The sequence below is a fragment of the Labilithrix luteola genome, assembly GCF_001263205.1.
Lineage (GTDB): Bacteria > Myxococcota_A > Polyangia > Polyangiales > Polyangiaceae > Labilithrix > Labilithrix luteola.
The window spans coordinates 9,199,535-9,226,232 of sequence record NZ_CP012333.1; the positions used below are offsets into that span (position 1 = coordinate 9,199,535).

23 protein-coding genes are annotated in these 26,698 nt (G+C 66.6%); 8 read left to right on the top strand and 15 right to left on the bottom strand.

Annotated features, from left to right (window positions below; genetic code table 11):
- The first annotated feature begins 38 nt into the window (after positions 1 to 38).
- The 6 genes from AKJ09_RS39865 to AKJ09_RS39890 all read left to right on the top strand — a co-directional run bounded on the left by AKJ09_RS39865 (position 39) and on the right by AKJ09_RS39890 (position 3,180).
- Complete coding sequence (locus tag AKJ09_RS39865; protein ID WP_146653065.1) at positions 39 to 482, top strand: SCP2 sterol-binding domain-containing protein; 444 nt, start codon at positions 39 to 41, stop codon at positions 480 to 482.
- 193 nt (positions 483 to 675) lie between these two features.
- The gene (rpsP, locus tag AKJ09_RS39870) at positions 676 to 942 is read left to right on the top strand and encodes a 30S ribosomal protein S16 (protein ID WP_146653066.1); all 267 of its coding nucleotides are present in this window, start codon (positions 676 to 678) and stop codon (positions 940 to 942) included.
- Between the two features lie 38 nt (positions 943 to 980).
- Positions 981 to 1,217, top strand: coding sequence for a KH domain-containing protein (locus tag AKJ09_RS39875; protein WP_146653067.1), 237 nt, complete (start codon positions 981 to 983; stop codon positions 1,215 to 1,217).
- A 97-nt stretch (positions 1,218 to 1,314) separates the two neighbouring features.
- On the top strand, positions 1,315 to 1,893 hold the full coding sequence (rimM, locus tag AKJ09_RS39880) for a ribosome maturation factor RimM (RefSeq protein ID WP_169928240.1): 579 nt from the start codon (positions 1,315 to 1,317) through the stop codon (positions 1,891 to 1,893).
- Between the two features lies 1 nt (position 1,894).
- Positions 1,895 to 2,614 carry a tRNA (guanosine(37)-N1)-methyltransferase TrmD gene (gene trmD / locus AKJ09_RS39885; protein ID WP_146653069.1) on the top strand — a complete coding sequence of 240 codons (720 nt, stop codon included), beginning with the start codon at positions 1,895 to 1,897 and terminating at the stop codon, positions 2,612 to 2,614.
- Positions 2,611 to 3,180, top strand: coding sequence for an RNA methyltransferase (locus AKJ09_RS39890; protein ID WP_146653070.1), 570 nt, complete (start codon positions 2,611 to 2,613; stop codon positions 3,178 to 3,180). The genes trmD and AKJ09_RS39890 overlap by 4 nt, the downstream gene beginning before the upstream one ends.
- 157 nt (positions 3,181 to 3,337) lie before the next feature.
- On the opposite strand, the gene AKJ09_RS39895 is transcribed toward AKJ09_RS39890, so the two are convergent.
- Together AKJ09_RS39895 and AKJ09_RS53660 are read right to left on the bottom strand one after the other, a co-directional pair.
- A complete protein-coding gene (locus AKJ09_RS39895) occupies positions 3,338 to 4,084 on the bottom strand; it encodes a tRNA1(Val) (adenine(37)-N6)-methyltransferase (RefSeq protein ID WP_169928241.1) in 747 nt (248 codons plus the stop codon).
- Complete coding sequence (locus AKJ09_RS53660) at positions 4,072 to 5,205, bottom strand: hypothetical protein (RefSeq protein WP_169928242.1); 1,134 nt, start codon at positions 5,203 to 5,205, stop codon at positions 4,072 to 4,074. The genes AKJ09_RS39895 and AKJ09_RS53660 overlap by 13 nt, the downstream gene beginning before the upstream one ends.
- A 173-nt stretch (positions 5,206 to 5,378) precedes the next feature.
- Here AKJ09_RS53660 and queG point away from each other — a divergent pair, with 173 nt between their 5' ends.
- A complete protein-coding gene (queG, locus tag AKJ09_RS39900; RefSeq protein WP_240488782.1) occupies positions 5,379 to 6,506 on the top strand; it encodes a tRNA epoxyqueuosine(34) reductase QueG in 1,128 nt (375 codons plus the stop codon).
- Here queG and AKJ09_RS39905 read toward each other — a convergent pair.
- Positions 6,503 to 7,501, bottom strand: coding sequence for a hypothetical protein (locus AKJ09_RS39905; protein ID WP_146653072.1), 999 nt, complete (start codon positions 7,499 to 7,501; stop codon positions 6,503 to 6,505). The genes queG and AKJ09_RS39905 overlap by 4 nt on opposite strands.
- Positions 7,502 to 7,645: 144 nt before the next feature.
- Here AKJ09_RS39905 and AKJ09_RS39910 point away from each other — a divergent pair, with 144 nt between their 5' ends.
- Positions 7,646 to 8,965: a tetratricopeptide repeat protein gene (locus AKJ09_RS39910; RefSeq protein ID WP_146653073.1), complete on the top strand. Its 1,320-nt coding sequence runs from the start codon at positions 7,646 to 7,648 to the stop codon at positions 8,963 to 8,965.
- A gap of 46 nt (positions 8,966 to 9,011) precedes the next feature.
- Here AKJ09_RS39910 and AKJ09_RS39915 read toward each other — a convergent pair whose 3' ends face one another.
- The 12 genes from AKJ09_RS39915 to smc all read right to left on the bottom strand — a co-directional run bounded on the left by AKJ09_RS39915 (position 9,012) and on the right by smc (position 26,304).
- Positions 9,012 to 9,515 carry a PilZ domain-containing protein gene (locus AKJ09_RS39915; RefSeq protein ID WP_146653074.1) on the bottom strand — a complete coding sequence of 168 codons (504 nt, stop codon included), beginning with the start codon at positions 9,513 to 9,515 and terminating at the stop codon, positions 9,012 to 9,014.
- A gap of 75 nt (positions 9,516 to 9,590) precedes the next feature.
- A complete protein-coding gene (nth, locus tag AKJ09_RS39920) occupies positions 9,591 to 10,523 on the bottom strand; it encodes an endonuclease III (RefSeq protein WP_275936688.1) in 933 nt (310 codons plus the stop codon).
- Positions 10,524 to 10,528: 5 nt separating this feature from the next.
- Positions 10,529 to 13,237, bottom strand: a complete 2,709-nt coding sequence (gene gyrA, locus AKJ09_RS39925) for a DNA gyrase subunit A (protein WP_146653075.1) — start codon at positions 13,235 to 13,237, stop codon at positions 10,529 to 10,531.
- 437 nt (positions 13,238 to 13,674) lie between these two features.
- Positions 13,675 to 16,416: an outer membrane protein assembly factor BamA gene (gene bamA / locus AKJ09_RS39930; RefSeq protein ID WP_240488783.1), complete on the bottom strand. Its 2,742-nt coding sequence runs from the start codon at positions 16,414 to 16,416 to the stop codon at positions 13,675 to 13,677.
- Positions 16,417 to 16,685: 269 nt separating this feature from the next.
- A complete protein-coding gene (locus AKJ09_RS39935; protein WP_146653076.1) occupies positions 16,686 to 17,864 on the bottom strand; it encodes a hypothetical protein in 1,179 nt (392 codons plus the stop codon).
- A complete protein-coding gene (locus tag AKJ09_RS39940) occupies positions 17,861 to 18,502 on the bottom strand; it encodes a hypothetical protein (protein ID WP_146653077.1) in 642 nt (213 codons plus the stop codon). Before AKJ09_RS39940 ends, AKJ09_RS39935 begins: the two co-directional genes overlap by 4 nt.
- A 269-nt stretch (positions 18,503 to 18,771) precedes the next feature.
- Entirely contained in the window at positions 18,772 to 20,055 is a 1,284-nt protein-coding gene (locus tag AKJ09_RS39945) for a spinster family MFS transporter (protein WP_146653078.1), read from the bottom strand.
- A 60-nt stretch (positions 20,056 to 20,115) separates the two neighbouring features.
- Complete coding sequence (locus AKJ09_RS39950; RefSeq protein WP_146653079.1) at positions 20,116 to 20,463, bottom strand: hypothetical protein; 348 nt, start codon at positions 20,461 to 20,463, stop codon at positions 20,116 to 20,118.
- Positions 20,456 to 21,502 carry a hypothetical protein gene (locus tag AKJ09_RS39955; protein ID WP_146653080.1) on the bottom strand — a complete coding sequence of 349 codons (1,047 nt, stop codon included), beginning with the start codon at positions 21,500 to 21,502 and terminating at the stop codon, positions 20,456 to 20,458. Before AKJ09_RS39955 ends, AKJ09_RS39950 begins: the two co-directional genes overlap by 8 nt.
- A gap of 19 nt (positions 21,503 to 21,521) precedes the next feature.
- Positions 21,522 to 22,073 carry an HD domain-containing protein gene (locus tag AKJ09_RS39960; protein WP_146653081.1) on the bottom strand — a complete coding sequence of 184 codons (552 nt, stop codon included), beginning with the start codon at positions 22,071 to 22,073 and terminating at the stop codon, positions 21,522 to 21,524.
- A gap of 68 nt (positions 22,074 to 22,141) precedes the next feature.
- On the bottom strand, positions 22,142 to 22,507 hold the full coding sequence (locus AKJ09_RS39965; RefSeq protein WP_146653082.1) for a hypothetical protein: 366 nt from the start codon (positions 22,505 to 22,507) through the stop codon (positions 22,142 to 22,144).
- A 197-nt stretch (positions 22,508 to 22,704) separates the two neighbouring features.
- Positions 22,705 to 26,304 (bottom strand): chromosome segregation protein SMC, encoded by a 3,600-nt coding sequence (gene smc, locus AKJ09_RS39970; RefSeq protein WP_146653083.1) that lies wholly within the window; start codon positions 26,302 to 26,304, stop codon positions 22,705 to 22,707.
- Positions 26,305 to 26,698 lie beyond the last annotated feature (394 nt).

Sequence of the window (26,698 nt, forward strand, 5' to 3'; positions counted from 1 at the left end):
GACCCGGAGTCCACGAGCCGGAGTTCAGAGGAAGAGAGATGGCATCGTTCGTACAGCTCGCGCCCGGCGCGGAGGAAAACGCGTTCGCGCAGATGCTCGCCGACCTGGTCAGGCAGAACATCGAGAGCAAGCCGCACAAGAAGAAGGACTTCGATGCCATCGACGGCACGGTCGCGCTCGTCGCGGACGACGCCGAGGTCGCGCTCACGCTCGAGTTCCGCCTCGGCCGTCTCGTCGTCCACGACGGAATCTACGGCGTGCCGGACGTGGCCGTGCGAGGCTCGTCCGATGCGATCATGACCCTCTCGAACGTCCCGCTCACGAGACCCCTCGCGCTGCCTATCCCGACCGATCGCCCGTCTCTCGACGTGCTTCGCTCCATGGTCCGTGCTACGCGCACTGGCGAGCTCAAGATCTTCGGGATGTTTCGCCATATGGGCCTCTTGAACCGCGTCACGCGGGTCATGAGCGTCAACGGCTGAGCCCAATGGCTGGGCCCCAGGTGGCGAGCTCACCAGAACCACTTGACACATGTATGGTGCGCCGGTAACTTGCGCGGCCCCAAAGGTGGGAGACTTTCTGTTGGCGTCAGGCGCGAATTGCGCTAGTTGCGCTGGCGGTTTTCCACCATTCTGACTGCAAGTCTCTCACTGAAGATCGACGAAGGTTCCCCTCATGGCCGTTGCTATCCGCCTCGCCCGCCAGGGCACGAAGAAGAAGCCCTTCTACCGCGTTGTCGTTACCGACTCGCGCAGCCCCCGGGGTGGTCGGTTCCTCGAGAACATCGGCACGTTCGACCCGGCGAAGGAGAGCAAGGACTCTCCGCTCAAGCTCAACGCTGAGCGCTTCGACTACTGGCGTACGGCCGGCGCGGTCCCCTCGGAGACGCTCACCCGCCTCGTGAAGGCTCAGGCCAAGGCCGCCGCCGCGGCCGCGAAGTAGATCCGGAACTTCCGGATCTCTTCCGAGAACCAGAGAGTATGGCGTTGAAAGAGCTCATCAAGGCCATCGCCGTCGAACTCGTGGATCACCCCGATCAGGTCGAAGTGACCGAGATCGCGAGCGAGCACAACAGCTTGATCGAGCTGCGGGTGGCCAAAGAAGACGTCGGCAAGGTCATTGGCAAGGAAGGCCGCACGGCGCAGTCGATGCGGACCATCCTCGCTGCGATGTCGACCAAGCTCGGTCGCCGCGCCCACCTCGACATCGTCGACTGAAAGGTCGACCGAATCGGCGCCTTGGTCTTGCTCGTTACGCTTCTGAGGCGTGACGAGCCGGCGAAATGGCGCCGGTTCTGTTTTGGGAGTCGAGATCGTGAACGCGAAGTCCGAGACGTGGGTTGCGCTTGCCGAAGTCGCGCGTCCGCATGGTGTGCGCGGTGAGCTACGGCTCCGCGTCTTCAACAAGGACAGCGATACGCTCCTGAACCAGGACGAGGTGCTCGTGCGCCTTCCTGACGGCGAGGAGCACGAAGTGTCGGTTGTCAAGGCGCGCTGGGCCGATGACGCCATTCTCATCAAGCTTCATTCGGTCGACGACCGAGACCGCGCCGAAGAGCTTCGTGGCGCGCAGATTTGTGTGCGTCGAGAGGACTTCCCTGGCCTCGAGGAGGGGGAGTTCTACGCCATCGACGTGGTCGGGGCAGAGGTTCGTCTGGGCGACGCCCGCATCGGCGAAGTCGTCGAGATCATGAACTACCCCACCGTGCAGGCGATGCGCGTGCGTGCCGACGACAAGCAGGGGGATTGGGAGATCCCCTTGAGCGACGCCTACGTTGCGAACGTGGACACCGCTGCGCGTGTCGTGTCCATCACGACGCTCGACGAGCTGGAGCGCAGCGCTCCCAAGAAGCCGAAGCCGGCGAAGAAGAAGCCCGAAGCGCCGGAGGAGTAACGTGCGCGTCGACCTCGTCACGCTGTTTCCGGAGCTCTTCGAAACCTTCCTTCGTACGAGCTTCGTCGGGCGCGCCATGACCGGCGGTCAGCTCGAGGTTCGCCTGCGCTCGCCTCGTGAGTTCGGCCTCGGTCGCCACAAGAGCGTCGACGACACTCCGTACGGCGGTGGCAGTGGCATGGTCATGCGCGTCGATGTGCTCGTCGCGTGCATGGAAGCCCTCGATGCCGAGGCCGCGGCCGAGGGAAAGCCCCGCGCGCGCCGCATTCTGCTGACGCCTCAGGGCAAGCCGTTCGCGCAGCCGATCGCGAGCACGCTCTCGACCGAGCCCGCGATCATGCTCATCTGCGGTCGCTACGAGGGCTTCGACGAACGCGTGCGAAGCTTCGTCGACGAAGAGCTCTCGCTCGGTGACTTCGTCATGACCGGGGGCGAGGTCGCGGCCATGGCGGTCATCGAGGCCACGGTCAGGCTCATTCCCGGCGTGCTCGGCAACTTGGAGTCGACGCACGAGGAATCGCACGGCGAAGAAGGCCTCCTCGAGTATCCGCAGTACACGCGACCGGCCGAGTTTCGCGGGGTGACCGTGCCGGAGGTCCTGTCCTCGGGCAACCACGCGCACGTCGCCGCGTGGCGCAAGCAGCTGTCGCTCGAGCGAACCCAAGCGCGTCGTCCGGATCTCCTCGATCGTCGCGAGACCTCGCCCAAGAGCAAGCCATGAAAGTCGCCGGCCGCCGTCTCGCCATCGCGCTCGTGCACTACCCCGTGCTCCACAAAGACGGGCACGTCGTTACGTCGGCGCTCACCAACATCGACGTCCACGATCTCTCGCGCAGCGCCCGCACGTACGGATGCAGCGACTTCTTCATCGTGCATCCGGTCGAGGTCCAACGAGAGTTGGCGACGCGCATCGTCACGCACTGGACCGAAGGGTCGAGCGCACAGCGCATTCCCGACCGGAAGGAAGCTCTCTCGGTCGTCCGGGCCGTGCCCACGCTGGAGTCCGCCGTGGAAGCACTCGCGGGCGAGGGTGGCGAGCGCGTGACGGTCTGGGTCACGGCTGCGCGCGAGATCGGCACCTCGATCACCTTCGAAACTGCGCGCAAAGCGCTCGCCGGCGAGGGCGGTCCGATTCTCCTCGTCTTCGGTACCGGCTGGGGCCTCGCACCCTCGGTGACGTCGAACGCCGACGCGGTCATCGAGCCGATCGCGGGCGTGGGTGACTGGAATCACCTCAGCGTGCGCGCCGCCTGCGCCATCGCGCTCGATCGTCTTCGACGACCGTAAGCGCTGCCGTCCGCGTGCAGGAGAAGCGGGCGTCGTCGTGGGGCGCACGTCGTCGGGTCGGCCGGCGCCATCGCAACGAATACGGCGCTCGCGCGGCAGCAGCGCCTCGTCGGACAACGTCGTCACGTTGGACGTGAGCAGCGTCTTCTGAGGCCTGCTACTTCGCGAGCAGCCGTTCGATTGGGCTCGAGCGACGACCCTTGCCGTCGGTCTCGACGAAGCCCGGCTCGATGACGAGGCCGCCGGGCTTTCCGGCAACGGCTTCGACGAGGACGACGCGCGCCTTCTCGTTGGGCTTGCTGTGTACCGTGCGCAGGCGTTTGGGCTCGAGGCCGGCAGAGCGAAGCGATCCGAGCAACGTCGTTGCCTCGATCGCCGGATAGACGAAGCACACGCGTGCGCGCCGGCCCGCGAGCTTTCGCGCCGCGTAGACGAAGTCGTCCAGCGAGCCCATCTTCGCCGTGGCGCGCACGGCAAGAGGGGCTCGTCCGCGCCCGGGCGGGACATACGGCGGGTTGCAGACGACGAGATCGGCGTCGCTCTTCGTGATGGCGGCCACGCTGCCGAGGCGGACCTCGATTCGATCCTGCCACCGGTTGGCGACGGCGTTCTCCTCGGCGAGACCTGCGAGGATCGGATCGACCTCGATCATCGTGACGTGCGATGCACCGCCGAGATGCAAGAGCGAGAGCCCGACGGCGCCGACGCCGGAGCCCAGGTCGAACGCCGCCTTCGCTTTTCGAGCGCGCGCCGGCGGCTCGTCGAGCACACCGGCCGCGAAGGCAGCGAGCAGGATCGCGTCGACGTTGACCCGATAACCGCGATTTTTGGCCGGTTGGGCCAAGGCGACACGCCCACCGAAGAGCGTGTCGGCCGTGGTTTCTCCGTGAGCTACTTCTGCCAAGGGCGACGGCCGCGGAAGCTGAGCGCCGTGACGGCTCCGGGGAAGGCCTGAACCGTGTGCGAGCCGAGGAGCATCGTCTGTCCGTTGACGGTGCCGATGGCGCGAACACGGATGGGCGTTCCGGTCGGAATGTTGAGCGTGCCGAACAGGCCGAGGCGGCTCGTACCGGCGGAGGCGCGCTGGCGATCCGGAAGCGGATCGGCTTCGTTTTCGCCGAAGTAGAAGACGTCGCCTTCGTGCGCGGTGTCCGTGTCGACCATCGCTCCCGACACGCGGACGTCGCCGCAGTCGTGGACTTCACCGGCGAGGACGCCCTTGTCGGGCCGAACCGTGAATCCACCGGCGGCGGACGCGACGGTGTTGATGTCCGTCGCCGCGACGGCCTGAGGCTCGTACGAGAACTCGTTCGACGCGCCGACCTGATCGTTGGAGAAGAAGACATTGTAGTCGTAGAGGGGCGACCAATCGGTGCCGCCCTTCGCGTCGGACGTCTTCACGATGAGCGGCGTCTCGGTGGGGACGCCCTCGTATTTGAATGCGCGGAAGGTGCAGCCGCCAGCGGGGCACTTCTTCAACCAATCCGGCTTCGGCTGCAGGAACGCGTCCGAATCGGTGGTGGTGACCGGCGTGCCGACGAGGTCGCCGAGTGCTCCGTCGGTGCCTTCCTTGAAGACCTCGATCTTCACGCCCGCCGAGTCGTTGCCGCTCGAGAAGAGCCGCACGAAGCCGGTCAGCGTGATGGGCTTCGGCGTGCCGAGAGCGGCGGGCGTGTCGAGGCAGCCGAGCTGCAACGCCGGATCGTTGGAGCTGTAGCGGTAGAGGCCCGTGCTACGCACGACCTCCTGCGACGGCGGCTGGACGAAAGCGCAGCACGCGTTGATCGTGCGCGGCACCTTGCACGTGGTCGGGCTCGCGTTCGCGGCGAAACTGCACGATGCGCAGTAGTCGTCTTTGGCGAGATCGGGCGCGCCTTCGCACGTGGTGCTCGTCGTCGTGGCGGTGCCAGCGTCCGCAAGAGGAGCCGAGTTCGACGAGCTGCACCCGACCGCGAGCATCAAGCCGGCCAGCGCGGCAAAGCCAGAGACCAAGAAGCGCGAGACGCGCGAAACGGGGGCCTTCATGGCGCGTTGTCATACTCGAAGCTCGTGCAGAGCCGAAGAAGCGCTCATCGGTCTCTCCCGGACTGCGCTAAAGACGCGTGATATCCCATTGTTGCGAATCGTCTCAAGGCCGCCTCGATTCCGCACCGGCGAGCCTCGATTCCTTGCGCGCCGTAAGGCAAGGTGAACCTTCCGTGAGTTCTTCGTGTCCGCCCCCCGTGCCGGAACCCATCCTGGAAGGAGATGTTCCGCTCAAAGCACGCGTCGTTGCCGAGGCGCGTCGGCTCGGATTCGAGGCGGTTGGGTTCGCTCGTGCCGACGTGCCGCTCGAGGCCGACTTCGAACGCTACGAGGCGTTCGTGCGCGACGGCAAGCAGGGCGAGATGGGCTGGCTCGCAGCGGCGGCCGAGGCTCGACGGAGCCTCGACGGAGAGCACATTCTGCGCGGCGCGCGGACGGTCATCTGCCTGGCGAGGCCCTACGCGCGCTCCTCGGTGGACGAGGCGGCCGATCCCGAAGTCGTCCAGGCGATCGCGCGGTATGCGCGTGGTCGTGATTATCACAATGGTCTGCGCAAGAAGCTCCGCAAGCTCGCCGCGTTCGTTCGGACGCTCGGGGGCGAAGAGCCCGTTCAAGCGCGCCCGCTTTGTGACGAGGAGCCGATTCTCGAGCGGGCGTGGGCCTCACGCGCGGGCCTCGGCTTCGTAGGCAAAAACGGCCTCCTCATCGTTCCCGGCGTGGGATCGCTCGTGCTCCTCGGCGAAGTCGTCACGACGCTCGCGATCGAGCCCGACGCCACGATTCCCGAACGATGTGGATCATGCACGCGATGTCTCGACGCTTGTCCGACGGGCGCGTTCGAGGCCCCGTTCGTGCTCGACCCGCGCCGGTGCGTCGCCTACCTGACGATCGAGCACCGCGCCGCGATCCCCGACGAGCTCCACGAGGGCGTTGGAGGCCATCTCTTCGGCTGCGACGATTGCCAGACCGTTTGCCCCTTCAATGCCTCGGCGCGTTCGGCACGCCGCGCCGGCATGCCGATCGATGCTCGCTTCACGCCCGATCCGCGCTGGGGCGAGGTGCGGGTGCGTGATCTTCTGATGCTCGACGATGCGGGGTTCGCGGCTCTGCGCGAGGGAAGTCCCGTCGGGCGCGCGACACGCATCGGGCTCGCTCGTAACGCGGCGGTCGTGCTGGGCAATCGCGCCGATCCGGCCGACGTCGAAGCGCTCACGCGCGCGGCCGAGCACCACGATTCCGAGATCGTGCGCAAGGCCGCGTTCTGGGCGCTCGCGCGGATCGAAAAGTCGACCGCGCCCTAGGGACAGACCTTCGGCGTTCCGCAGTTCGTCGTCGTGCACGTCACGCCCGTGGTGCAGCACACCGACGCGGCGGCGGAGCCGGTGCAGTCGACGTTGCAAGGGCCGCCATCGCACGCGACGCCCGCCGAGCAGGAGCCGGGGCCCGAGCAGGTGACCGTACCGTTCGCTGCACGGAGTGCGAGCGAATGGTTGCAGGAATTCACGCTCGAACAGAAGGCTTCGGCCGTACCGGTCGGCGCGTCCAGCGTGATGGTGTCCTGCGTGCAGGCGTTCGGCCCGTTGCAGTGGAGCGAGCAACGCTTCGTCGCCGTGCAGTGAATACCGTGATCGCAGACGTTCGTGTCGGTGGCGTCGTCACCGCAGACGATGGAGCAGACGTCGCCGTTGCAGTTCACCGCTTCCCCTCGGCACGAGGTGGAGCCGGTGCACTGCACGTCGCACGTGCCGGCGTCGCAATCGACGCCGTGGTTGCACGAGTTGTTGCCCGAACAGGTGATGCTGCAGGTCGATCCGGAGCAGCGGACCTTCTCACCGGTGCAGCTGCTCGAGCCGCTGCAGGTCACCTTGCACGCCGTAGCGCCGGCGCAATCGACGCCGTGGGAGCAGGCGTTCTGCCCGCATTCCACGGCGCAAGGGATGCCGTCGGGGCAAACCACGGGGGCGGTCGTGCATTGGTTTGCGGCGCACGTCAGGGTGCAGACGCCATCGACGCACGTGCCGCCGTCGCAGTGGTCGGCGCAGCTTGCGGGGTTGACGTCGAGCGATGCGTCGTCGACCCCGCTGTCGCCGGGACCGGGCCGTCCGTCGGGCACGTCCCCGGCGGCGTCCGTTCCGGTCTCGGGCCGGCTCGTCGTGCCTGCTTCGGGCGTGTCGCCTCTGTCCTGGTCGGGCATCAGCGAGCCCGCGACGCCAAGTCCGCAGCCAACTCCACAGCCAACTCCACAAACGGTGCTGAGGAGCGTGAGAACCAGACCGACGACGCGGGGCTTGCGCATCTCTCTCCAGAAGGTATCACCGCGCGGGCTGCCCGCTCGGAACACCTGCTTACAAGGCGGGTTCGGAGTCTCTCGGAGTTTCAGGCTGGTGGCATGCACGCTGCTAGCCATTCAGCCAGCCGCCACCGCAGGGGGAAATTTCCTATGCAGTCTACACGTCGCCGGACCACCATCGCCACGATCCTGGGGGTCGTTTGTACCATCGCCGCTCTGGCTCCCAGCCTCCCGGCCGGTGCGCAGGAAGCGGGCTTGGCGGAGGCGCGCGAGCGGGTGAAGGCGGCGCCGATCAGCCCCGAAGCGTCGCTGGCCTACGGTCAGGCCCTGCGGAAGGCCGGGCATGACGCCGAGGCCCTGACCGAGCTCCGTCGGGGCGTCGCGCTTGCTGCCAACCGACCGGATGCGGCGGCGCTCCTCAAGTGGGAAATCGCCCGAACGCACATCGCGAAGCGTGAGTTCGAAGCGGCGCGTGGGACGTGCAATGGCATTGGAAAAACGCCTTCCGCAGCAGACGTCAGCCACGTCTGCGCGGCCGAAGCGCACCTCCTCTGGCGCCGAGGAACGGAGGCTTTGGGCGAGCTCGCAGCCCTCGAGAAGGGCAAAGCCCCTCGCGCCGAAGTGGCCTACGCCGCAAAGCTCGCCAGCGGGCGCGCCCGCGAGCTCGAGTCGATGGATGCAGAGGCCGAAGCCTCGTATCGCGAGGCGATTGCTCAGGCCGAGAGCAAGGCTGACGCGCACGTGCTGCTGGGCACGCTCCTCCAGCGAACGGGCAGGGACGGTGTGTCCTCGTTGAAACGCGCCGTGTCGCTCGACCCGCATGATCCGGTCGCGCAATTCGAGCTCGGGCGCGCGCTGCCAGCGGGCAGTACCGAGTCGCTGGCCGCGCTCGAACGCGCCATCGGCGATCGACCGACGTACCTCGAAGCTCTCCGCGGGCTGACCGACGGCTACGTCGCGGCGAGACGATTGCCCGACGCGAAGAAGACCGTAGAGACGGTTCTTCGGCTTGCCCCCAACGACGTGTTTTCGCACGTCGTCGCCGGTCACGTGGCTCTCGCCGAGGGCCGCGCCGACGATGCGATCAAGGCGGGCGAGCTCGCGAGCAAGTTGATGCCCAACGTCGCCGCCGCAAAGCTGCTCGTCGCCGACGCGTGGGCGAAGAAGGGGGAGATCGATCTCGCGCTCGAGGCATATCAAGCCGCGTACGGACTCGATCATGGTGATCCCACGCCTCTCGTGAACGCGGCTCGCGCGTGTGTGGCTGCGGGACGTGTGACGAGTGCCAAGGCGTTCGCCACGCGCGCCACCAAGGACTTCGCTGCCTACGGCCCGGGATGGGTTGCCCTCGGTGACGCCCTCGTCGCCGACAAGGAGCCGCAAGCAGCGCGCTCGGCGTACGAAACCGCGAAAAAGGCAAAGGACGTCGATGCGCTGGCCGTCGACGAGAAGCTGCTTCGCTTGAAGTGAGTCGAGTTGGGCGTGCGTCCGGGCCGTGCCGCCTGGACGCGTGCGCTCACACGGGGCTCGCGAAGCGCGCGAGCACCGAGTCGATGATCACGACCTCGAGCTGCTCCTGCTCGGCGGGCTTGAGAGGCTCGAACGTGAAGCTCACGCGAAAGAGCCCACCGTGCGGGCGGGAGCTTGCAACGCGTGCCGTTCCGCGGATGGCCGACGGCGCATTGCCGACCACCGGCACGTTCAGCGTGAAGCCGACGACCTTGCCGAGCGGCTCATTCATCGGCAGGAGGGCGGCGAAGCCACCGGTTGCCAGGTCGACGGTGGTGGTCCGCACCGCCGGCGGCGCGCCGAGATCGAGCTCCACCTTGAAGAGCTGGGCAATGCGCAGCGTGGAGCGAAGCGTTTTGCCGCTTCGATTCAGCTGCTGCGCCACCATCATGAGGCGGCTGAACTCGGTGCGGGCTTGCCGATACTCGACGAGCTCCTTCTCGTTCAGAGATCCCGACTTGGCCCTGTCGTGCAGCTCGCGGAACCGGGCGATGTATTGTCCCGTCGTCACGAAGGGCTCCCAGGAATTCGTCGTCGCCCGGGAGCCTTCACGGCCCGAGGCGCGAGAGTCCGATCAGGAAGGCTATCACGCGCTTCGTACGCGTGCGGGTTTCCGCCCGACGAGCTCGGCGTCGAAGGCGCTCGGGCAGACGTCGTTGATTCCGCAGCCTTCGCAGTTGGGCTTCCGCGCGAAGCAGATGCGCCGGCCGTGGAAGATGAGCAGATGGCTGGTCATATCCCACTCGTTTCGGGGAAGGAGCTTGCAGAGATCTTGCTCGATCTTCACCGGATCGGTGTTTTGCGTCCATCCGAGCCGCTGCGAGGTGCGCTGCACGTGCGTGTCGACGACCACGCCCTCGGGCGTGTTCCAGATGACGCCGAGAACGACGTTCGCCGTCTTCCGGCCCACGCCAGGGAGCTTCACGAGGTCGTCGAGTGAGCGCGGAACCTCGCCGCCGTGTCTCTCGACGAGGATGCGCGAGAGACCGACGATGCTCTTGGCCTTCTGCCGGAAGAAACCGAGCGTGGAGACGAGCGGCTCGACGTCGACGGGCTCCGCCTTCGCCAGGGCCTTCGCGTCCGGATAGGTCGCGAAGAGCTTGGGCGTGGCCTTGTTGACGTTCACGTCGGTCGTCTGCGCGCTGAGCACCGTCGCGACGAGCAGCTGGAACGCGTTCTGGTGATCGAGCTCGCAGTGCGCGTCAGGGTGAATCTGCTTGAGGCGCTCGAGGGTAGGGACGGGCGGGGCCATCTTCTTGGACGCCTTGCTCGACGTCTTTCCGCTCGAAGGTTTGCTCGCGCCGGCCTTCTTCTTCGCGCCGCCGGCCGTCGGGGCTTTCGCGTTCTTGTGCTTGTTCGCGTTCTGTTTCGCGTTCTGTTCCCCCGTGGAAGCCGAGCCCACGCCCACGATGCGGCGCGGCTTGGCTTCCGCGCTCGCTTTCTTGGTGTGCGTGGTGCTCGTCTTCTTGGAGGAACTCTTGGCCGCGGCTTTCGCCGAGGGACGCGCGACGGCTTGCATGGACCTCAGTTGAGCTCGCCTTCGCCGGGCGTTTCGCTGCCGGCCGGTGCGGCGCCGCCAGAGCCGTCATCGGGCGGGAGCTCGCTCGCCGAGCCACCGTCCTCGGAGCCACCTTCGGAGCCTCCCTCGGGTCCACCCTCCGCGCCCGCAGGCTGCTCGGCCATGCGCTCGAGGGCGACGATGCGCTCGCCTTCCTCGACGCTCATGATCTTCACGCCCTGCGCGTTGCGGCCCGTCTCGCGGACCTCGGCGACGGCCGTACGGAGCGTCTGCCCCTTGTCGGTGATGAGCATGATCTCGTCGCCGTCTTTGACGAGCTTGACGTCGACCACGGGGCCATTTCGCTCGCTCGCGTCGATGAGGATGATGCCCTTGCCACCGCGGTTCTGCTGGCGGAATTCTTCGAGGTTCGTGCGCTTGCCGTAGCCGTTCTCGCAGACGGCGAGGACGAACGGACGCTCCGGATCGGTGACCGCCATACCGACGACCTGGTCGTCGTCGGCGACGTCGATCGCCTTCACGCCGACCGTGCCGCGGCCCATCGAGCGGACCTGATCTTCGGCGAAGCGGATCGACTGACCGAGCTTCGTGGCGATGAGGAGCTCGCAGCCACCGTTGGTGAGAGCCGCCGAGAGCAGCTGATCGTCGCCCTCGATCTTCACGCCGATGATGCCCTTTTGGCGGAAGTTCTCGTATTCGGTCACGGCGGTCTTCTTGATCTGACCGCGCTTCGTGATGGTGACGACGAACTTGCCCTCTTCGATCTTCGGGATCTCGACGATGGCGGCGACCTTCTCGCCCGGCTCCATGCCGACGAAGTTCACGATCGCGCGGCCCTTGGCGTTACGCGCGGCGATCGGGATCTCGTAGACCTTCTTCACGTAGACCTTGCCGCGGTCGGAGAAGAAGAAGACGTAGGCGTGGGTCGAAGCCACGAAGAGCTGGGTGACCCAGTCTTCCTCGCGCGCTTCCATGCCGATCTTGCCCTTGCCGCCGCGCTTCTGCGCGCGGTACGCGGACGGGTGCGTCCGCTTGATGTACCCGGCGTGCGAGATCGTGACGACCATGTCCTCTTCCTGGATCATGTCTTCGTCGGCGATCTCGGCGTCGTTCGCCACGATCTCGGTCTTGCGCTTGTCGGCGAACTTCGAGCGGATCTCCTCGAGCTCCATGACGATGAGGTCGAAGAGGACACTCTCGTTGGCGAGGATGTTGCGAAGGCGCGCGATCTCGTTGCAAAGCTCGCCGTACTCCGCCGCGAGCTTCTCCTGCTCGAGGCCGGTGAGCTTGGAGAGGCGCATCTCGAGGATGGCCTTGGCCTGGCGCTCGGAGAGGAAGTAGTCGCCCTTTTCCTTGGCGCGCTCGATCTCCGCGTCGGGGCGGCCTGCACGGCGCACGAACGCCTCGAGGCCCTTCAGCGGGAGCTTCATGAGGGCGCTGCGCGCGGTCTCGACGTCGCGCGATTCGCGGATCGTCCTCACGACGAGGTCGACCTCGGTGGTCGCCATGCCGAGACCTTCGACGATCTCGCGCTGCGCTTCGGCCTGACGGAGCTCGTAACGCGTGCGGCGCGTGACGACGTCGCGGCGGTGCTCGACGAAGACATCGAGCGACTCCTTCAGGTTCATCACCATCGGGCGGCCGCGGACGATCGCCAGGTTGATGACGCCGAACGACGTCTGCAGGTCCGTCAACCGATAGAGCTGGTTGATGACGACCTGGGGGACGACGTCTTTCTTGAGCTCGATGACGAGGCGGATGCCTTCGCGGTCGGATTCGTCGCGGGCCTCGGAGATGCCCTCGATCTTCTTCTCGCGCATCAGCTCGCCGATGCGCGCGTGAATCCTCGCCTTGTTCGTCTGGTAGGGGATCTCGGTGACGACGATCTGCTCTTTGTCGCCACGACCCGGCGCGCGCTCGACCTCCATGCGCGCACGCATGATGATGTTGCCGCGACCGGTGCGCTGCGCCTGCTCGATGCCGCCGCGCCCGAAGATGAGAGCGCCCGTCGGGAAGTCAGGGCCGGCGACGAACCGCATGAGGTCGTCGACCGTGCACTGCGGATTGCGAATGAGGTGAACCGTGGCGTCGAGCACTTCGCCGAGGTTGTGCGGCGGAATGTTGGTCGCCATACCGACGGCGATACCGCCGCTGCCGTTGACGAGCAGGTTCGGGATGCGCGTCGGAAGAACGGTCGGCTCGACCTTGGAGTCGTCGAAGTTCGGAACGAAGTCGACGCACTCCTTCTCGATGTCGCTCAGGAACTCGACGGCGATCTTCGAGAGGCGCGCTTCCGTGTATCGGTACGCGGCCGCCGGGTCGCCGTCGACGCTGCCGTAGTTGCCCTGGCCGTCGATGAGCGGATAGCGGAGCGAGAAGTCCTGCGCGAGGCGGACCATCGCGTCGTAGACGCTCGCGTCACCGTGCGGGTGGTACGAACCGAGCACGGCGCCGACGATGGTCGCGCTCTTGCGGTACGCCGCGCTGGGGACGAGGCCCTCCTGATACGCGGAGTACATGATGCGACGGTGAACCGGCTTGAGGCCGTCGCGCGCGTCCGGGATCGCACGACCCACGATGACGCTCATCGCGTAGTCGAGGTAGCTCGTGCGCATCTCCTCCTGGATGGAGATGGGAACTTTCTGACCGTTGCTCGGAGGCTGGGCGGGCGACCCCGGGAGGTTCGGCTCAGGCGGAACGTTCACGTTCGACATCGGGTCAAATGTCTAGTCCGGTCACCGCCCCGCTGCCAGTAGAAAACGCCGAAAATACCCGGGGAATTCTAGCAATTTGGCCACCGGGAACGTGCCTGCGAACGTGCCTGCGGCCATGCCTACGCCCGATTCGGAAAACCGCGCGTTCTCGCAGCCAAAATCGCCCGCACCGCGCAGGTCACCCGTGGGTGATCCGCAGCGCATTCAGGCGCTGATTTCGGCGATGGAGCGGCGCCATGGCGTGGCGCACGGCAGGGACATGGCAGGGCAGGGCCTTGCGGTGAGCATGGCGCGAACTCGCTGACCCCAAACGGAGAGCTGCGAAGCCCACTCAGGCGAGCAGCGAGCGCGCGCACGCGCTCACCATCCAGCGCGGCATCACGACTCGAGAGCGCACCGATGTCGAGTGCGCTCTCGCGAGGGGTTTGCTCGTCAGCTCAGAAGAAGTTGCCGATGGTGAACTCGAAGACGCTCGCCTCTTCGAAGCTCAGCTTGTTGAGCGGGAAGCCCCACTCGAAGCGCAGCGGGCCGAGCGGCGAGAACCAGCGGATACCGAAGCCGCTCGACCAGCGGAGGTACGTGAGGCTCTTCGCGCTGAAGCACGGGCTCACGAGGTTCGAGAACTGCGGAGCCGGCGTGGTCTTGCAGAACTGGTCCTCGAGGTTCCACGTGTTGCCGGTGTCGACGAAGGCGACGCCGCGAATACCGACCTTGTCGATGATCGGGAACTCGAATTCGAGGTTCGAGTAGTACTGGAGGTTACCGCCGATGTTCGCGCCGTTCGCGATCGGCGCGGAGTTCACGTCGAGCGCGGAGTTGAGCGGAAGGCGCGGGCCGAGCGTGCGGAGGCGATAACCGCGCACGTCGAGGATGCCGCCGAGGAAGTAGCGCGCGAAGATCGGAACGCCGTTCGAAAGCGGGCTCGTGATGAGGCCCACCTTGTTGTTCATCTTGAGCACGAAGCCGGAGCCCGGCTGATCGGTCTGACCGAAGAGCGGGTAGTAGAAGCGGCCCGTGAACTCGTGGCGGAGGAACTCGATCTCGCTGCCGAGGGCGCTCGACGCGAACTCGGTCGAGGCCTGGAGATAGACACCGGACGACGGGAAGAGGCGGTTGTTACGCGTGTCGTAGGTGATCTGCGGGCGGAGCGAGATCGTTCGGCCCGAGTTGAAGAGGTTCGCGAGCGGCAGGCGCTGGAACACGCTGACGAAGCCCGAGGACGAACCGAAGAACGTGTTGACGTTCGCGGTATCGACCGCGTCGTGCTGGACCGTGGCGGTCACGCCGATGCGGAGCCAGGGCTGCACGAGCGCGTAACCGAACGTGGCCGCGCCACCGATCGACCGACGCGAGAAGTCGGGGAAGACGAGCAGGTTGTCGTAGAGCTCGATCGAGGTCGACCAGTCCGAGTCGAGGAAGTACGGCTCGAAGAAGCGGATGCTGATGAGCTGACGGAGACCGGAGATCTGCGCCTGGAGGGCGAGCGACTGGCCGTTGCCGAACAGGTTCGCTTGCTGGATCTGCGCGGTGGCGATGAAGTTCTCGATGCTCGAGAAGCCTGCGCCGACCTGGAAGGTGCCGGTGGGGCGCTCCGTCACCTCGAAGTTGATGTTGATGGTCTCCGGCGTCGAACCCTGTTCGGTGGAGACGTCGACACGTTCGAAGTAGCCGAGCGCGGTGATGCGCTTCTTGGAGTCTTCGAGCTTGGTCTCGCTGAAGAGCTGACCTTCCTCGATCTCCATTTCGCGACGCAGGACCTTGTCGCGCGTCTTCGTGTTGCCCTTGATCTCGATGCGCTCGACGTGGACCAGCGGGCCGCGGCGGATCGGGACGATGATGTCGACCTCGCGCTTGACGGGATCGAGCTCGGTCTCCGGGTCCGCCTCCATGTTGGCGTAACCGGCGTCGCGGTAGACGGTGCGGACCGCCTGGAGGTCCTTCACGAGCTCGGCGCGGTTGAAGTAGTCGCCGCTCTTGGCGCGAACGAGCTGACGAAGGGCGCGGCGACCGCCGAGGGGCTCGATCTCTTTGCCGTCCGCATCGCGCTCGTAAATCTTGAGCTGGCGGATCTTGAAACGCGGACCCTCGTGGATGAGGAGGGTGATCTCGATGCCTTCGCGATCGGGCGTCAGCATGACGCGCGGCGTCCCGACCTGCACGTTCATGTAGCCCTTGTCGTAATAAAGGGCGTTCAGCATCAGAACGTCGCGTTCGAAGATGTCCTGACGGTAGGGGCCGCCGGAGCCGAACGAGAAGATCGAGCTCTGGCCGGTCTGCATGATCGACCGCAGCTCGTCGTCGGGGACGTTGTAGTTGCCGACGAACGTGATTCGGCGAACGGTCACCGGCGCGTGCTCGGTGATCTTGAACTTGATGATGACTTCGTTGTCGCGCTGGGGCTCGACCGCGCTCTCGACGTCGGCGAGGAAGTAGCCCTTCTCGGCGTACGCGTCCTTGATCTTCTGGACGCTGCGGCGGACCGACGGAACGCTGAGGATCGTGTTGGCCTTGACCTCGATCGCTTCCTGCAGCTTGTCGTTTTCGATCTCGCTGTTGCCTTCGAACTCGACCGCCTTGATGTTCGGGCGCTCGCGAACGAGGAAACGGAGAATGACGCCGTGGTCGGAGCGCGTCATGTCGACTTCGACGTCGTCGAAGAAGCCCGAGTCCCAGAGGGCTCGGACATCGCTCGCGAGGTTGTCGACCTTGAAGTAGTTGCCGGGCTTTTCCCGGAGGTAGCTCACGATGTCGTCGCGCGCGACGCGGCGGTTGCCGCTGATGTCGATGCGCGTGATCGGAGTGCCCTCGGCCTTCTCCGCTTCGCTCTGCGGGATGTTGATCGTCGGACCGGCGGCCTGCGTGGCAGGCGCCGAGGCTGCAGCGCCGTTGGCTTCGGGCGCGCCGCCATCGATATCACCCGCCGGCTCGGCGGCCGGGTGAGCGCCCGCGTCACCGCTGGGCTTGGTCGCCGGGGCAGCGCCCGCGTCCGCAGCTCCGCGCGCCGCCGGTTTGGCGGGCTGCATGGGAGGTCCGGAGCCGGGGCCCTGGCCCATCTGGGCGAAGGCGGGACGAGGAGCACCCGCGACGAGCAGCAACAACAGGGCGCCGAAGATCGCGATCTCGACCACCACCGCGAAGGCACGCGCAATCGATCGGTGAAGGCCTGGGGAAAGGAGCATCGGGCGGTGCGCGCGTGCTTGAAGCGGTGCTTGAAAAAGCGGGGGATCGGACGAACGACGGACGAGCGACTAACGAACCACTACGGAACGAAACGGCCGATAAGGGCGCAACTGAGCGCCTCTCAGTAGCCGACGTCCGCCTCGTAGGTCAACCGGCCTTCCGCTCCAAGCAGGAAAGAATTTCGGAAGGTTTTCCCGCAACCAAGGCTCGAGGGTGGACATCTTGCGCCCCGTCGCGCGTTCCGGCCTCGTTCGGCGTCGTCTTCGCGCTACCAGCCGCGCGCGTGGGCCAACGCGCGAAAGTCCCCGAGGGCTGCTTTTCCAGCAGTTCCATCACGGAGGCCGAGGGATCCGAAGAATGCGACCCACGCCTCGTCGGATCGTCCTTGACGTTCTGCGCGAGCTTTCGCCACCGAAAGCGACGCGTCATCGAGCTCAACGAGGTCGAACACCGCGATCCGCGTGGCGTTCCGGTCCCACGCCTGGAAGGCGGTCCGAACGAAGGCGGCCTGGGCGTCTCCGTCGCTGCCACACGCCGCCGCGGAGGGGTAGCCGGCCCGGATGACGACCGGCTTGTCCGGGGGCGCCGCCTGGGCGATGCGATCGAACGCATCCCCGACCGAAGCCGGCGGAAGGACGTGCCCCGAGGCGTCGGCCGGGAAGACGGTGACCCCGAGGACATCGGAGCCGTTCCACGCCGCGTCGAGGAGGGAGCGCCTGGCGGCCATCCCGTCTTCTCCGACCGCGAACCCGATGCGGAAAGGGGCGCCGACCGATTGGGCGTAGGCCTTGGCGCGCTCGATGAACGTTGCGAGCTGCGCGTACCTGTTCGCGTCGTCGCCGAACGCCCGGTCGACTCCGCTCGCGACGAGAAGCACGTCGAGCTGGAGATCGGGCATCTGCGAAACCACGTAATCGATGACGCGGCCGTACCGCACGGCCACTTGCGGATCGTCGAGCGGCAGCCCCGCGAGGTCGGCCGGCATCCGCGGGCCACTCACGTCCACCGCGTCGATTTCGAGGAGCGCCGAAGCGTGCTCGGACGAGAGAACGAGGTTCGCGACGTGGAGCCCGGGCTGGAAGAGCGCTGTCGTGGCGGCGTCGGGGGCACCACCGTCGAAGGGCACCTCCACCTCGTCCCAGGCGTAGCTCACCGTCGTTGTCGTGGCGCCTGCGTCGCGTGCCGTTTGCACGTGTTCGAGGAGTGTCTGCCCGCTGAGATCGACGTCCAGGCCGAGCACACGCGCTCCACGCGGAACGACAGCGGCATCCGTGTCTTGCTCCGCGCCTCCGTCTCCACCGTCCGGCGCGACCGACGCTTCGTCGCTCGGCACATTTCCGAGCGCGGCCGGGAAGCGCTCCTCGCACGCCGCGAGCCACGCGCACGTTGCCGTCGTGACGACGAGTGCGCCCGTGAGGCGGCGACGAAGGAGCGCTCGCGAGGTCAAACCGTGGGGGCCCTCGGCGGGCGGAGCGACTCGAGCAGTTCGGCCACCTCGGAAATGTCGACCATGGGCGCGACGGAGAGGCGGGCCTCGAGCGCTGCGCTCGGGAGGGGCGGGGGAACTTCGCCGGTTGCACCGACCACGCGCGTGAGGAGGGCGCAGGCGTCGGCGAGGATGCGCGCGCGCTTCTTGCTCGCGGCGATCTCGTCCGCGTGGAGTTGCGAGAGATCCGTCGAGGCGCGGGCGAGGAGATCACGCAGACCGTCGATTCGCTCGAGCACGTTCACGACGTGCATGCCGATCTGGGCCTTGTCGATCGGCGCTTTCGGCAACGCGGGTGACGATCCGGGCGCTGCGTTCGCAGTCTTGTCGCGCCGCGCGATTTCGGCCTCGAGGACCGCGATCTTCTCTTTGAGCTGCTGGACCTCGTCACGCGCGGCGGTGGTCTCGTCCTTCGACGCCACGAGCTCGAGTTGGAGTTTGCGATAGGCCTCTTCGGCGGCATTCGCGCGCTCGTTCGCGCGACGCGCACGCTCGACTTCGTCGGAAACGTCGCCCTGGCCTGCGTTCGGGCCCGCGTGCTCCACCGGCGTGGCCGTCGTGTTGCCGCGAGAATTCGTGCGATGGTCGGATTTCACCATTGAACCGGATCCTATCGTATTGCGCGCCCCCTTGGGCACGGCAACCGATCAAGCCCGGCCTTTGGAGGACGGGAAGGAATGGCACAGGAAGGGCGGAAGAACGGAAGGGGTTATGAGGCTCCCTCGTACGTCGACTGCGCGAGTCCCGGCGTCCTGGAGCCAGGCAACGATGCACCTCGATGAGTGCGCAGTGCGCCGATGATCCGCTCCCTCCCGTCGTCGAATCTTCCGCCCTTCCGCCCTTCCGCCCTTCCGGTGCCCTCTCTCTCTTAAGCGGCGTCGACGCCAGCGCTCGCTTTGGCGCTCGCATTCGTCGCCGTCGCCGTCGCGGGCGCGGGCTTCGGCCACCAGAGCCACGCGCTCAGCGCGATGGCGATCGGAAGCGGCATCATCGCCAGCTGCATGGGCAGGTGATCGGCGAGAAGGCCCACGAACGACGGCGACCAGAGATCGCCGAACATGTGGATGGCGAAAATGGCGAGAGCCATCGCGCTCGCACGAAGCTCTTGCGGAGCGGACCTCAAGATCACGGCGTTGATGGGCGACGTGCTCATGAAGAGTGCGAGGATGGAGAAGAACGCGAAGGCGAAGAACATGTTCGCGCTCGTCGAGAAGAAGCAGGCCGCGGCGAGCCCCGTGCCGAGCAGGCTGCCCTTCGCGCAGATCCCGAGCTGACCGCGCACCACCTCGGGATCGCGCTCGGCCTCAGACGAGCCGGGCATCTGGCTCTCGACACGCTTTTGCACGCGGTCTGCCCAGAAGCCTCCGATGGCGGTGGCAAGCGCGCCGGCGACGACCACGATCATGCCGAACTTCGTGCTCGCCGCCGACTGCGCGATGCCATAGCGGCGGTAGAGGAACGTCGGGGCCCAGTACGCGTACGCGCCGATCGCGGCGGTGTACGCGCAGTACCCGAGGACGCCCTGACGGTAGAGCGGCGTGCGCACGAGACGGCCGAGATCTCGCCTCACGTCCGCCTTCTCTTCGGCGATGACGCGCTCCGGCTCCTTCACGAGGAGCGTGATCATGGCGAGCAGAAGGCCAGGGCCGCCGGCGACGAAGAACGCGGTGCGCCAGCCGGCGTGCTTCTCGACGAGGCCGCCCACGATGTACCCGAGGGCCGTTCCCACGGGGGTCGCGAGGTAGAACACGGCGAGCGCGCGACCCTTGCGGGCGCTTGGCGTCACGTCGTCGATGATCGTGGGGGCCAGCGTGGCATAGCTTGCCTCGCCAACGCCGACGATGGCTCTCGAGACGAAGAGCGCGACCGCACCCGTTGCCAGGCCCGAGCCGATCGTGGCGGCGCTCCACACGACGATGCCGATGGCGATGAGCCACTTGCGCGCGAGCCGATCGCCGAGGCGGCCGAAGGCTGGCGCCGTCACGAAGTAGCTCGCCAGGAACACCGTGGCGAGGAGGCCCGCCATGAAGTTGGAGAGCGCCAGCTCGTCTTGGACCTTTCCGAGGACGGCGGAGAGGACGAAGCGATCGAGGTAGTTCAGCAGGTTGAGCGCGGTGAACAGCGCGAGGATCGTGCGCGGCTTCCGGATCATCGCTCGGGACGGTAGCAGAAGAACGTACGTCGCCCCGTAAATTGCGGCCTCACGGGCCGATCATGGCCAGTCGAAGCAGGCCCGGCTCAGCAGGCCGAGCAGGACACTCGCTCCGTTCGCCGCCAGTGACACGGCGAGGGCGCGGGGCCACGGCACGCGAGCCACCTTCCGGAAGTACGCCGCCTCCGCCCACCAGGCGAAGAGCTCCGCGATGATGACCATCGTGAGCCATTCCAGTGACAGAAGCTCGGCCACAGCGGGAAAGACGAACCAAACGATCGGGTGAGTCAGCGCGCTCGCCCCGGCCGCGCGCGCCCAGCCGCATCGAAGTGCTCGCGCGTAGATGGGCACCTCGACCGCTTGCGTGAACGCGAAGGCGCCGAGCCAACCGACGAGTGCGCTACCCACGGCGACGCCCAGGGGGTGGGACCATCCGCCCGAGGAGCGAGCGCCCTTCGAGCAAGAAGAGGAGCGCGAACGCGATCTCGAGATACGCATGAGCGCCCGCGATCCGCAGATAGAGCATGCGCGAGTCCTCGAGCGACACCATCGCGCGGGCGCCGATGACGACGGTTGCCAGGACCGCCAGGCCGAGGATCGGAAGGCCAACGTCGGCACGAAGCGCTCGGAGCGACGAGGCGAACGAGCGCAGACCTGGTCGCTCGCGTGCCTCCTCGGGGACGAGGCGCAGCCACACGAGGTAGTGAACGCCCTGCGCGAACACGAAGAAGAAGGCGAGGCGAGCGCCCATGAGCGGGTCCGACACGGGGGCGAGGGTGTCGATCATGTCGGACAGCTCGAGGCCGGTGCTCGGCCCCACGACCGCCGACGGACGGAGCAAGAGTGGATCCGCCGCGCCCGATACGAAGAGCAGGGAGAAGCCCAAGAAGCCCGAAACGAGCACCCACGTCGCGCGTTTGTGTCGGGCGAAGACGAGCGCGAACAGCGCGATGGCGACGACGTTGTGACCATGCACGAGCACGAACGTCGAGGCGAGTGGATGCCGCCACGCCGCGAACACCACGAGCGCCCACAAGGGTAGGGCGGTGAGCTTATGAGCGATCGGAGCTCGCGCGAACGCGATGGCGCCGAACGACGCGCAGAGTCCCCACACGGGACTGACGAGCGCGGTTGCCGCCACGAGCGGCACGCCTACGGCGAAGGCGAGTGCCGTCCGCCGATGCAAGGCTGGATGCACGACGAGGTAGCGGACGTCCGCCAGCAAGTGAGGGACTCCGAGGACGAGCGGCCCGAGCGCAAACGCCCAGAGCGGCGCCACGATCGTCGTGCCTGCTGCGATGAAGAGCCCGAACGCGGCGTAGACCGCCACGCGGAGCGAGCGATCGGCAAGGAGCGCCGGCCCGCGCGTGCCGAGGACCGCCAGCACGAGGCGCAGCACGATGCTGCGCACGGCATCGAAGGGCGCAACGAGCGTGCGGGCGAACACGCTCGTCAGGCTAGCAACTTCAGACCGCTTCGAGCGAGGCGAGTGTCGTGACGTACTCGTCGATGAGCGGATGGGAGGGGAGCGCGCGTGCGCGAGCCTCGAGATCCCGGAAGCGGGCGAGCTGCACGTCGCGTCCGCGCTTGAACATCGGCCACGGATCGCCGAACTCGTTCGCGCACAGGATGATCGACTCGAAGTTGTCGATCTTGTCGGCCAGCGTGATGGCCTGGGCCTCCCACGACTTGATGGAGAAGTGTTCGAGATAGCGTCGCTTGCGCTCTTCCCAGCCGAGCGACTTGTCCTCTTCGCTCGCATCGCGCACGAGATCGGCCACGGGCGATCCGAACTTCTCGACGAGGCGTTCGTACGTCACGCCGCAATCTTCGAGGACGTCGTGGAGCGCTCCGGCCGCGACGACATGCTCAGGAAAACCGTGGCGCGAGAGAATCGCGACGACACCGGCGACGTGGCTCACGTAGGGAACGGAGACGCCCGGGTACTTGCGGACCTGGTCTTTGTGCCAGAACGCAGCCCAGTCGAGCGCGAGCTTGAGGAGCGCCGGAGAGCCCATGACGCTCCGAGACTACCTTCGAAGCCCACGCGCTGCGCGCCCTTCGCGCACGAGCTCGTGAACGAAGCTCAGCGGGTCTTCAGAAACGATCCCGAATCCGGCTCTTTCCGACGCGCGGCACGCGGCGGTTCGTCGAGCTCGTCCGCACCGATGGCAAAGGCCAACCGCTCGCGGGAGAAGGGAATGGATACCGGCGTGGGAACCGAGAGCGGGTTGTAGGGGCGAAGCTCCGGCTCACCCGCGCGCGCGCGGGATCGATCGCGCGCTTCCATCATCGCTTCGAGCACGCTCTCCACTCCCACGTCGTCGAGTCGTCGCGACGAGCCATCCTCGACGCTGCTCTCGACCGGGCTCGTGACGCCGCTCGGGAGAGTCACGGGGGATGTCGAAGACGGAGGAGAGGGGACGAACTCGACGAACGAGTGGACGCGCATGGGGGCGACGCCAACCTAGCTGCCTGGATTTTCACCGCCCCGCGTATTGCAGTGCAGAGACGCAAACTGGGCTTCGCGCGCCCAAAAAGTTGCGCCCCCGACGGAACGTCGCGGGGGCGCAAATTCGACCCAAGCCCGCGGAACACGGGGTTCCGCGCGGCTCGCACGGGCTCAGGAACGGCGTGGCGCTTGGCGTGTCAGGCCACGGCGACCGAGGGCGGCGCGCCGTGCTTGATGGCCGGCTTGGCGAGCGCCTCGCTGACCTTCACGCTGACGAGGCGCGAGACACCCGGTTCGCCCATCGTCACGCCGTGGAGCATGTCGACGAGCTGCATCGTCTTCTTGATGTGCGTGATGAGGATGAACTGCGACTTGTCCGTCATCTCGCGGATCATTTCGCAGTAGCGACCGACGTTCGCTTCGTCGAGCGGCGCGTCGACTTCGTCGAGGACGCAGAACGGCGAGGGCTTGATCTGGAAGATGGCGAAGATGAGCGAGACGGCCGTGAGCGCCTTTTCGCCACCGCTCATGAGCTCGATGCTCGACAGCTTCTTGCCCGGCGGCTGCGCGATGATCTCGATGCCGGTTTCGAGCATGTCTTCGGGGTTCGTGAGGCGCAGCTCCGCGCGACCGCCGCGGAACATCTTGGGGAAGATCGCTTGGAAGCGTGCGTTCACCTGGTGATAGGTGTCCTCGAAGAGCTTCTTGCTCTCGCGGTTCATCTGCTGGATGGCGCGCTCGAGATCGGCGAGGGCCTTGTCGAGGTCGTTCTTCTGCTCGCTGTAGAAGGCGTAGCGCTTCTCCGCCTCCTCGTGTTCGCGCATCGCGTCGAGGTTGACGCTGCCCATGCGATCGATGAGACCCGAAAGCTCGGTGATGCGCGTACGCGACTCGCCGTCCGGCGGGGGACGCATGTGGTAATCGCTCACGACGCGCGGGAGCTCGAGTCCGCGGAACTTCTCGCGGACGCCTTCGATGAGGTGCCCCATCGCGAGATCGCGCTCGCGCAGCGCCATCTCGTGCTGCCCGAGCGACTGCTTCGATTCGTCGGCGCGGGCGCGTAGATCGCGGATCGCGACTTCGCGTTCCTGCAGACTCGTGCGGAAGGCGTCGAAGACGGTCTTCGCTTCGATGAGGCCGCCTTGGGCAATCTGCACGGCGACTTGCGCGTCGGCGAGTTGCTCCTTGTGGCGCACGAGCGTTGCCGCCGTCTCGCCGAAGTCGCGCGCGCCTTCGCAAAGCTCCGTGTCGAGACGCTTCTCGCGTTCGCCGAGCTCGGCTTCGCCCCGCACGAGGCGCTGGATCGTGCTGCGCGCGGCGGTGAGCTTCTCACGCGCGCCGGCGAGGGCCACCTTGCGCTCCATGACGAGGTTCTGCTGCGACTGGACCTGATCGCGCCACTCCGTCGCGCTCATCTCGGCCTGGGCGATGTGTCCACTGACCGTGTCGAACTCGACGCGTGCCTTGTCGAGCACTTCCTGCGTGGAAGCGCGCTCGACCTCGGCTTCGGTGATGGCGAGTCGCACGTCTTCGAGCTCGGCGAGGAGCTCTTCGAGGCGCTTCGCATGCGAGTCGGCTTCGCTGTCTGCCGCGCTGCGATCCTTCTCGGCGTGGACGAGAGCGAGCTCGCTCTGATGGGCCTGCTGCTGCGCTCGCTCGAGTGCGCCCTGCGTTTCGCCAATCTGGGTGCGGAGGGTCTGGTGGTGCGCGAGGCGCTCGGCGACGAGTGCTTCGAGACGCTGCACCTCGAGCCCGAGCTCGCGCATCTCGCGCGCGACGTCGAGCATGTGCGCGGCGGCCTCTTCACCGGTACCACCGGAGACGCGCCCGTCCACGTGGAAGACGGTGCCGTCGCGCGTGACGATGGGCGCCTCGATCTCGTTCCGCACGCGGATGGCCGTTGCCACGTCTTCGACGACGATGGCATCGCCGACGACTGCGCGAACGAGCGCCTCGTCCTGAGGAGCGAAGCGGAGCGTGTCGACGAGGAGGCCGACGACGCCATCGCCCGAACGGAGCGCCGAGAGGCGACCGGCCACGTGGCGCGGATGGCGTGGAACGATGGTCGCGCGGCCTTTTCGTCCGGCGGCGAGGTCGGCCAGGAGCTCCACACCCGAGGCCACGTCGTCGACGACCACGTCTTCGAGGTGGCTTCCGAGAAGGCCGGCCAGCGCAGCCGTGAGATCGGCGGGAGCTTCGACGCGGTCGGCGAAGAGGCCCACGATCGTGGTGTGCTTCGTGTCGACGAGGGCCTTGGCGCCGGCGCCGATCCCCTCGCGACGCGCGTGCATTTCGGTGAGCGCGTGGAGGCGCGAACGCTTCTTGGAAGCCTCGGCCTTCGCCTCTTCGAGGGCGTGTTCGCTGTCGCTGATGGCCTGGCGTAGCTCGACGAGGCGCTCTTCGAGCTGGGCGCGCTCCTCGGCGGTCGTGACCTTGCCGGTGCGCAGATCTTCGATGGCCAGCGCGAGCTGCTCGGCACGCGCGCGGAGCTCGAGGACGTTGCCTTCGCGCTGCTCCCGCTCGTAGGAGAGCTTCTCTTCGCGGCCCACGAGATCCTGGCGACGCCGCTCGAAGCCCTCGAGTTTCGCCTCCGAGCTGGCGATTTCGGTCTGTGCGCGGCCCATCACCTGGCGCAGCTCGACGACGTTGCGGTCGGCGCTCTGGTGCTCGGCGGCGAGCTCGGCGAGGCGTTCTTCCTGCGACGCGACGACGTTCGCTTCGCCGGATTCGCTGTCTTCGAGGATGGTGACTTCGGCTTCGACCGTCTCGCGTTCGCGGGTGAGCGAGGCGGCCTGCTCGCGAATCTCGGCGAGCTCGCTCTCGGCCTGCTGTTCGCGCCGGCGAAGGGCCTCGATGCGGTCCTTGGCGCGCTCGATGGCCGCTTCCTGCGCGCGCATATCGTTGTCGGCCGCGAACGAGGCCGTGTTCGCTTGCTCGAGGCGCTCCTCGGCTGCGTGGGCTTCGAGGCGCGCGGCTTCGAGCTCGGTTTCGCGCACGGCGAGGCCGGTTCGCGCTTCTTCCGCGTACTGGCTGAGGCGCTCGACCTCGCTTCGCTCCATCATGATCCAGCCGCGAAGCTCGAGGAACTTGTGCGCGGCGTCGTGCAGCTGGAGATCTTCGAGCTCGTTGCGGTAGGAGAGATAGCGCTCGGCCTTGGCCGCCTGGCGCTTGAGCGAGCCGAGGTTTCGCTCGATCTCGGCAACGATGTCGCCGACGCGCAGCAGGTTCTGCTGCGTGAGCTCCATCTTGCGCTCCGCCTGCTTCTTGCGGCTCTTGAACTTGGTGATGCCCGCGGCCTCTTCGATGAGGAGGCGTCGATCTTCGGGCTTCGCGCTGACGATGAGACCGATCTTGCCCTGCTCGACGATCGAGTAGGCCTTGGTGCCGACGCCCGTACCGAGGAACAGGTCGGTGATGTCCTTCAGGCGGACCGGCGTCTTGTTGATCAAGTACTCGCTATCGCCCGTGCGGTGGAGGCGACGCGTGACCGCGATCTCGGCGTAGTCCTTGTATTCGATCGGAACGTCGGTCGGGTCGTCGTTCTCGAACGTGAGCGTGACCTCGGCGAAGTCCGCGGGGGTGCGCGACTCCGAGCCGTTGAAGATCACGTCTTCCATGCTCTTGCCGCGAAGGTGCTTGGCGCTTTGCTCGCCCATGCACCAGCGGATGGCGTCGACGATGTTCGACTTCCCGCATCCGTTCGGACCGACGATGCCCATGATGGCGTGGTCGAAGTTGACGACCGTGCGGTCCACGAAGGACTTGAACCCGCTGAGTTCGAGGCGCTTGATTTTCATGGTTCTCCGAAGCGACAGCGCGCAACGCCGGGAGCAAACGCGAAGGGGCTTGCAAAGGGTTCTGCGACAGGCGTTTCAGGCCTGTAGCAGACGAACGGAATCCAGTCGGGGATATCCTGTGGATAACTTCTCGCCCCGACGGCCTCGCGATCCCTCTCGAGTGCCACCACGTTGCGCGGACCGCGTGACGATGGAGGTCCGGCGACCTTCGCGAAACCCTTCATGAAGAGGGCTGCGTGCTTCGGTTGAAGCAGGCCGACGAACATAACGTCACTTCACATACGGTCACTGTTCAGTCGTTACGCCTGAACGTTCGCGCAAGCAAGCTGGAAAATAGGTGAGCTTTGGATTCGCCATGAATTCCAAGTAGTTCAGCGTTCACCTCAAAGGTGCA

What these genes read in the sequence shown, in the direction of transcription:
- AKJ09_RS39910 (WP_146653073.1), top strand. Translation starts at nt 7,646, where the DNA reads ATGCAGTCTACACGTCGCCGGACCACCATCGCCACGATCCTGGGGGTC.
- AKJ09_RS39905 (WP_146653072.1), bottom strand. Translation starts at nt 7,501, where the DNA reads ATGCGCAAGCCCCGCGTCGTCGGTCTGGTTCTCACGCTCCTCAGCACC.
- rpsP (WP_146653066.1), top strand. Translation starts at nt 676, where the DNA reads ATGGCCGTTGCTATCCGCCTCGCCCGCCAGGGCACGAAGAAGAAGCCC.
- gyrA (WP_146653075.1), bottom strand. Translation starts at nt 13,237, where the DNA reads ATGTCGAACGTGAACGTTCCGCCTGAGCCGAACCTCCCGGGGTCGCCC.
- AKJ09_RS39865 (WP_146653065.1), top strand. Translation starts at nt 39, where the DNA reads ATGGCATCGTTCGTACAGCTCGCGCCCGGCGCGGAGGAAAACGCGTTC.
- AKJ09_RS39960 (WP_146653081.1), bottom strand. Translation starts at nt 22,073, where the DNA reads ATGGGCTCTCCGGCGCTCCTCAAGCTCGCGCTCGACTGGGCTGCGTTC.
- smc (WP_146653083.1), bottom strand. Translation starts at nt 26,304, where the DNA reads ATGAAAATCAAGCGCCTCGAACTCAGCGGGTTCAAGTCCTTCGTGGAC.
- AKJ09_RS39940 (WP_146653077.1), bottom strand. Translation starts at nt 18,502, where the DNA reads ATGGTGAAATCCGACCATCGCACGAATTCTCGCGGCAACACGACGGCC.
- AKJ09_RS39875 (WP_146653067.1), top strand. Translation starts at nt 981, where the DNA reads ATGGCGTTGAAAGAGCTCATCAAGGCCATCGCCGTCGAACTCGTGGAT.
- nth (WP_275936688.1), bottom strand. Translation starts at nt 10,523, where the DNA reads ATGCAAGCCGTCGCGCGTCCCTCGGCGAAAGCCGCGGCCAAGAGTTCC.
- AKJ09_RS39945 (WP_146653078.1), bottom strand. Translation starts at nt 20,055, where the DNA reads ATGATCCGGAAGCCGCGCACGATCCTCGCGCTGTTCACCGCGCTCAAC.
- AKJ09_RS39890 (WP_146653070.1), top strand. Translation starts at nt 2,611, where the DNA reads ATGAAAGTCGCCGGCCGCCGTCTCGCCATCGCGCTCGTGCACTACCCC.
- AKJ09_RS53660 (WP_169928242.1), bottom strand. Translation starts at nt 5,205, where the DNA reads ATGAAGGCCCCCGTTTCGCGCGTCTCGCGCTTCTTGGTCTCTGGCTTT.
- bamA (WP_240488783.1), bottom strand. Translation starts at nt 16,416, where the DNA reads ATGCTCCTTTCCCCAGGCCTTCACCGATCGATTGCGCGTGCCTTCGCG.
- AKJ09_RS39965 (WP_146653082.1), bottom strand. Translation starts at nt 22,507, where the DNA reads ATGCGCGTCCACTCGTTCGTCGAGTTCGTCCCCTCTCCTCCGTCTTCG.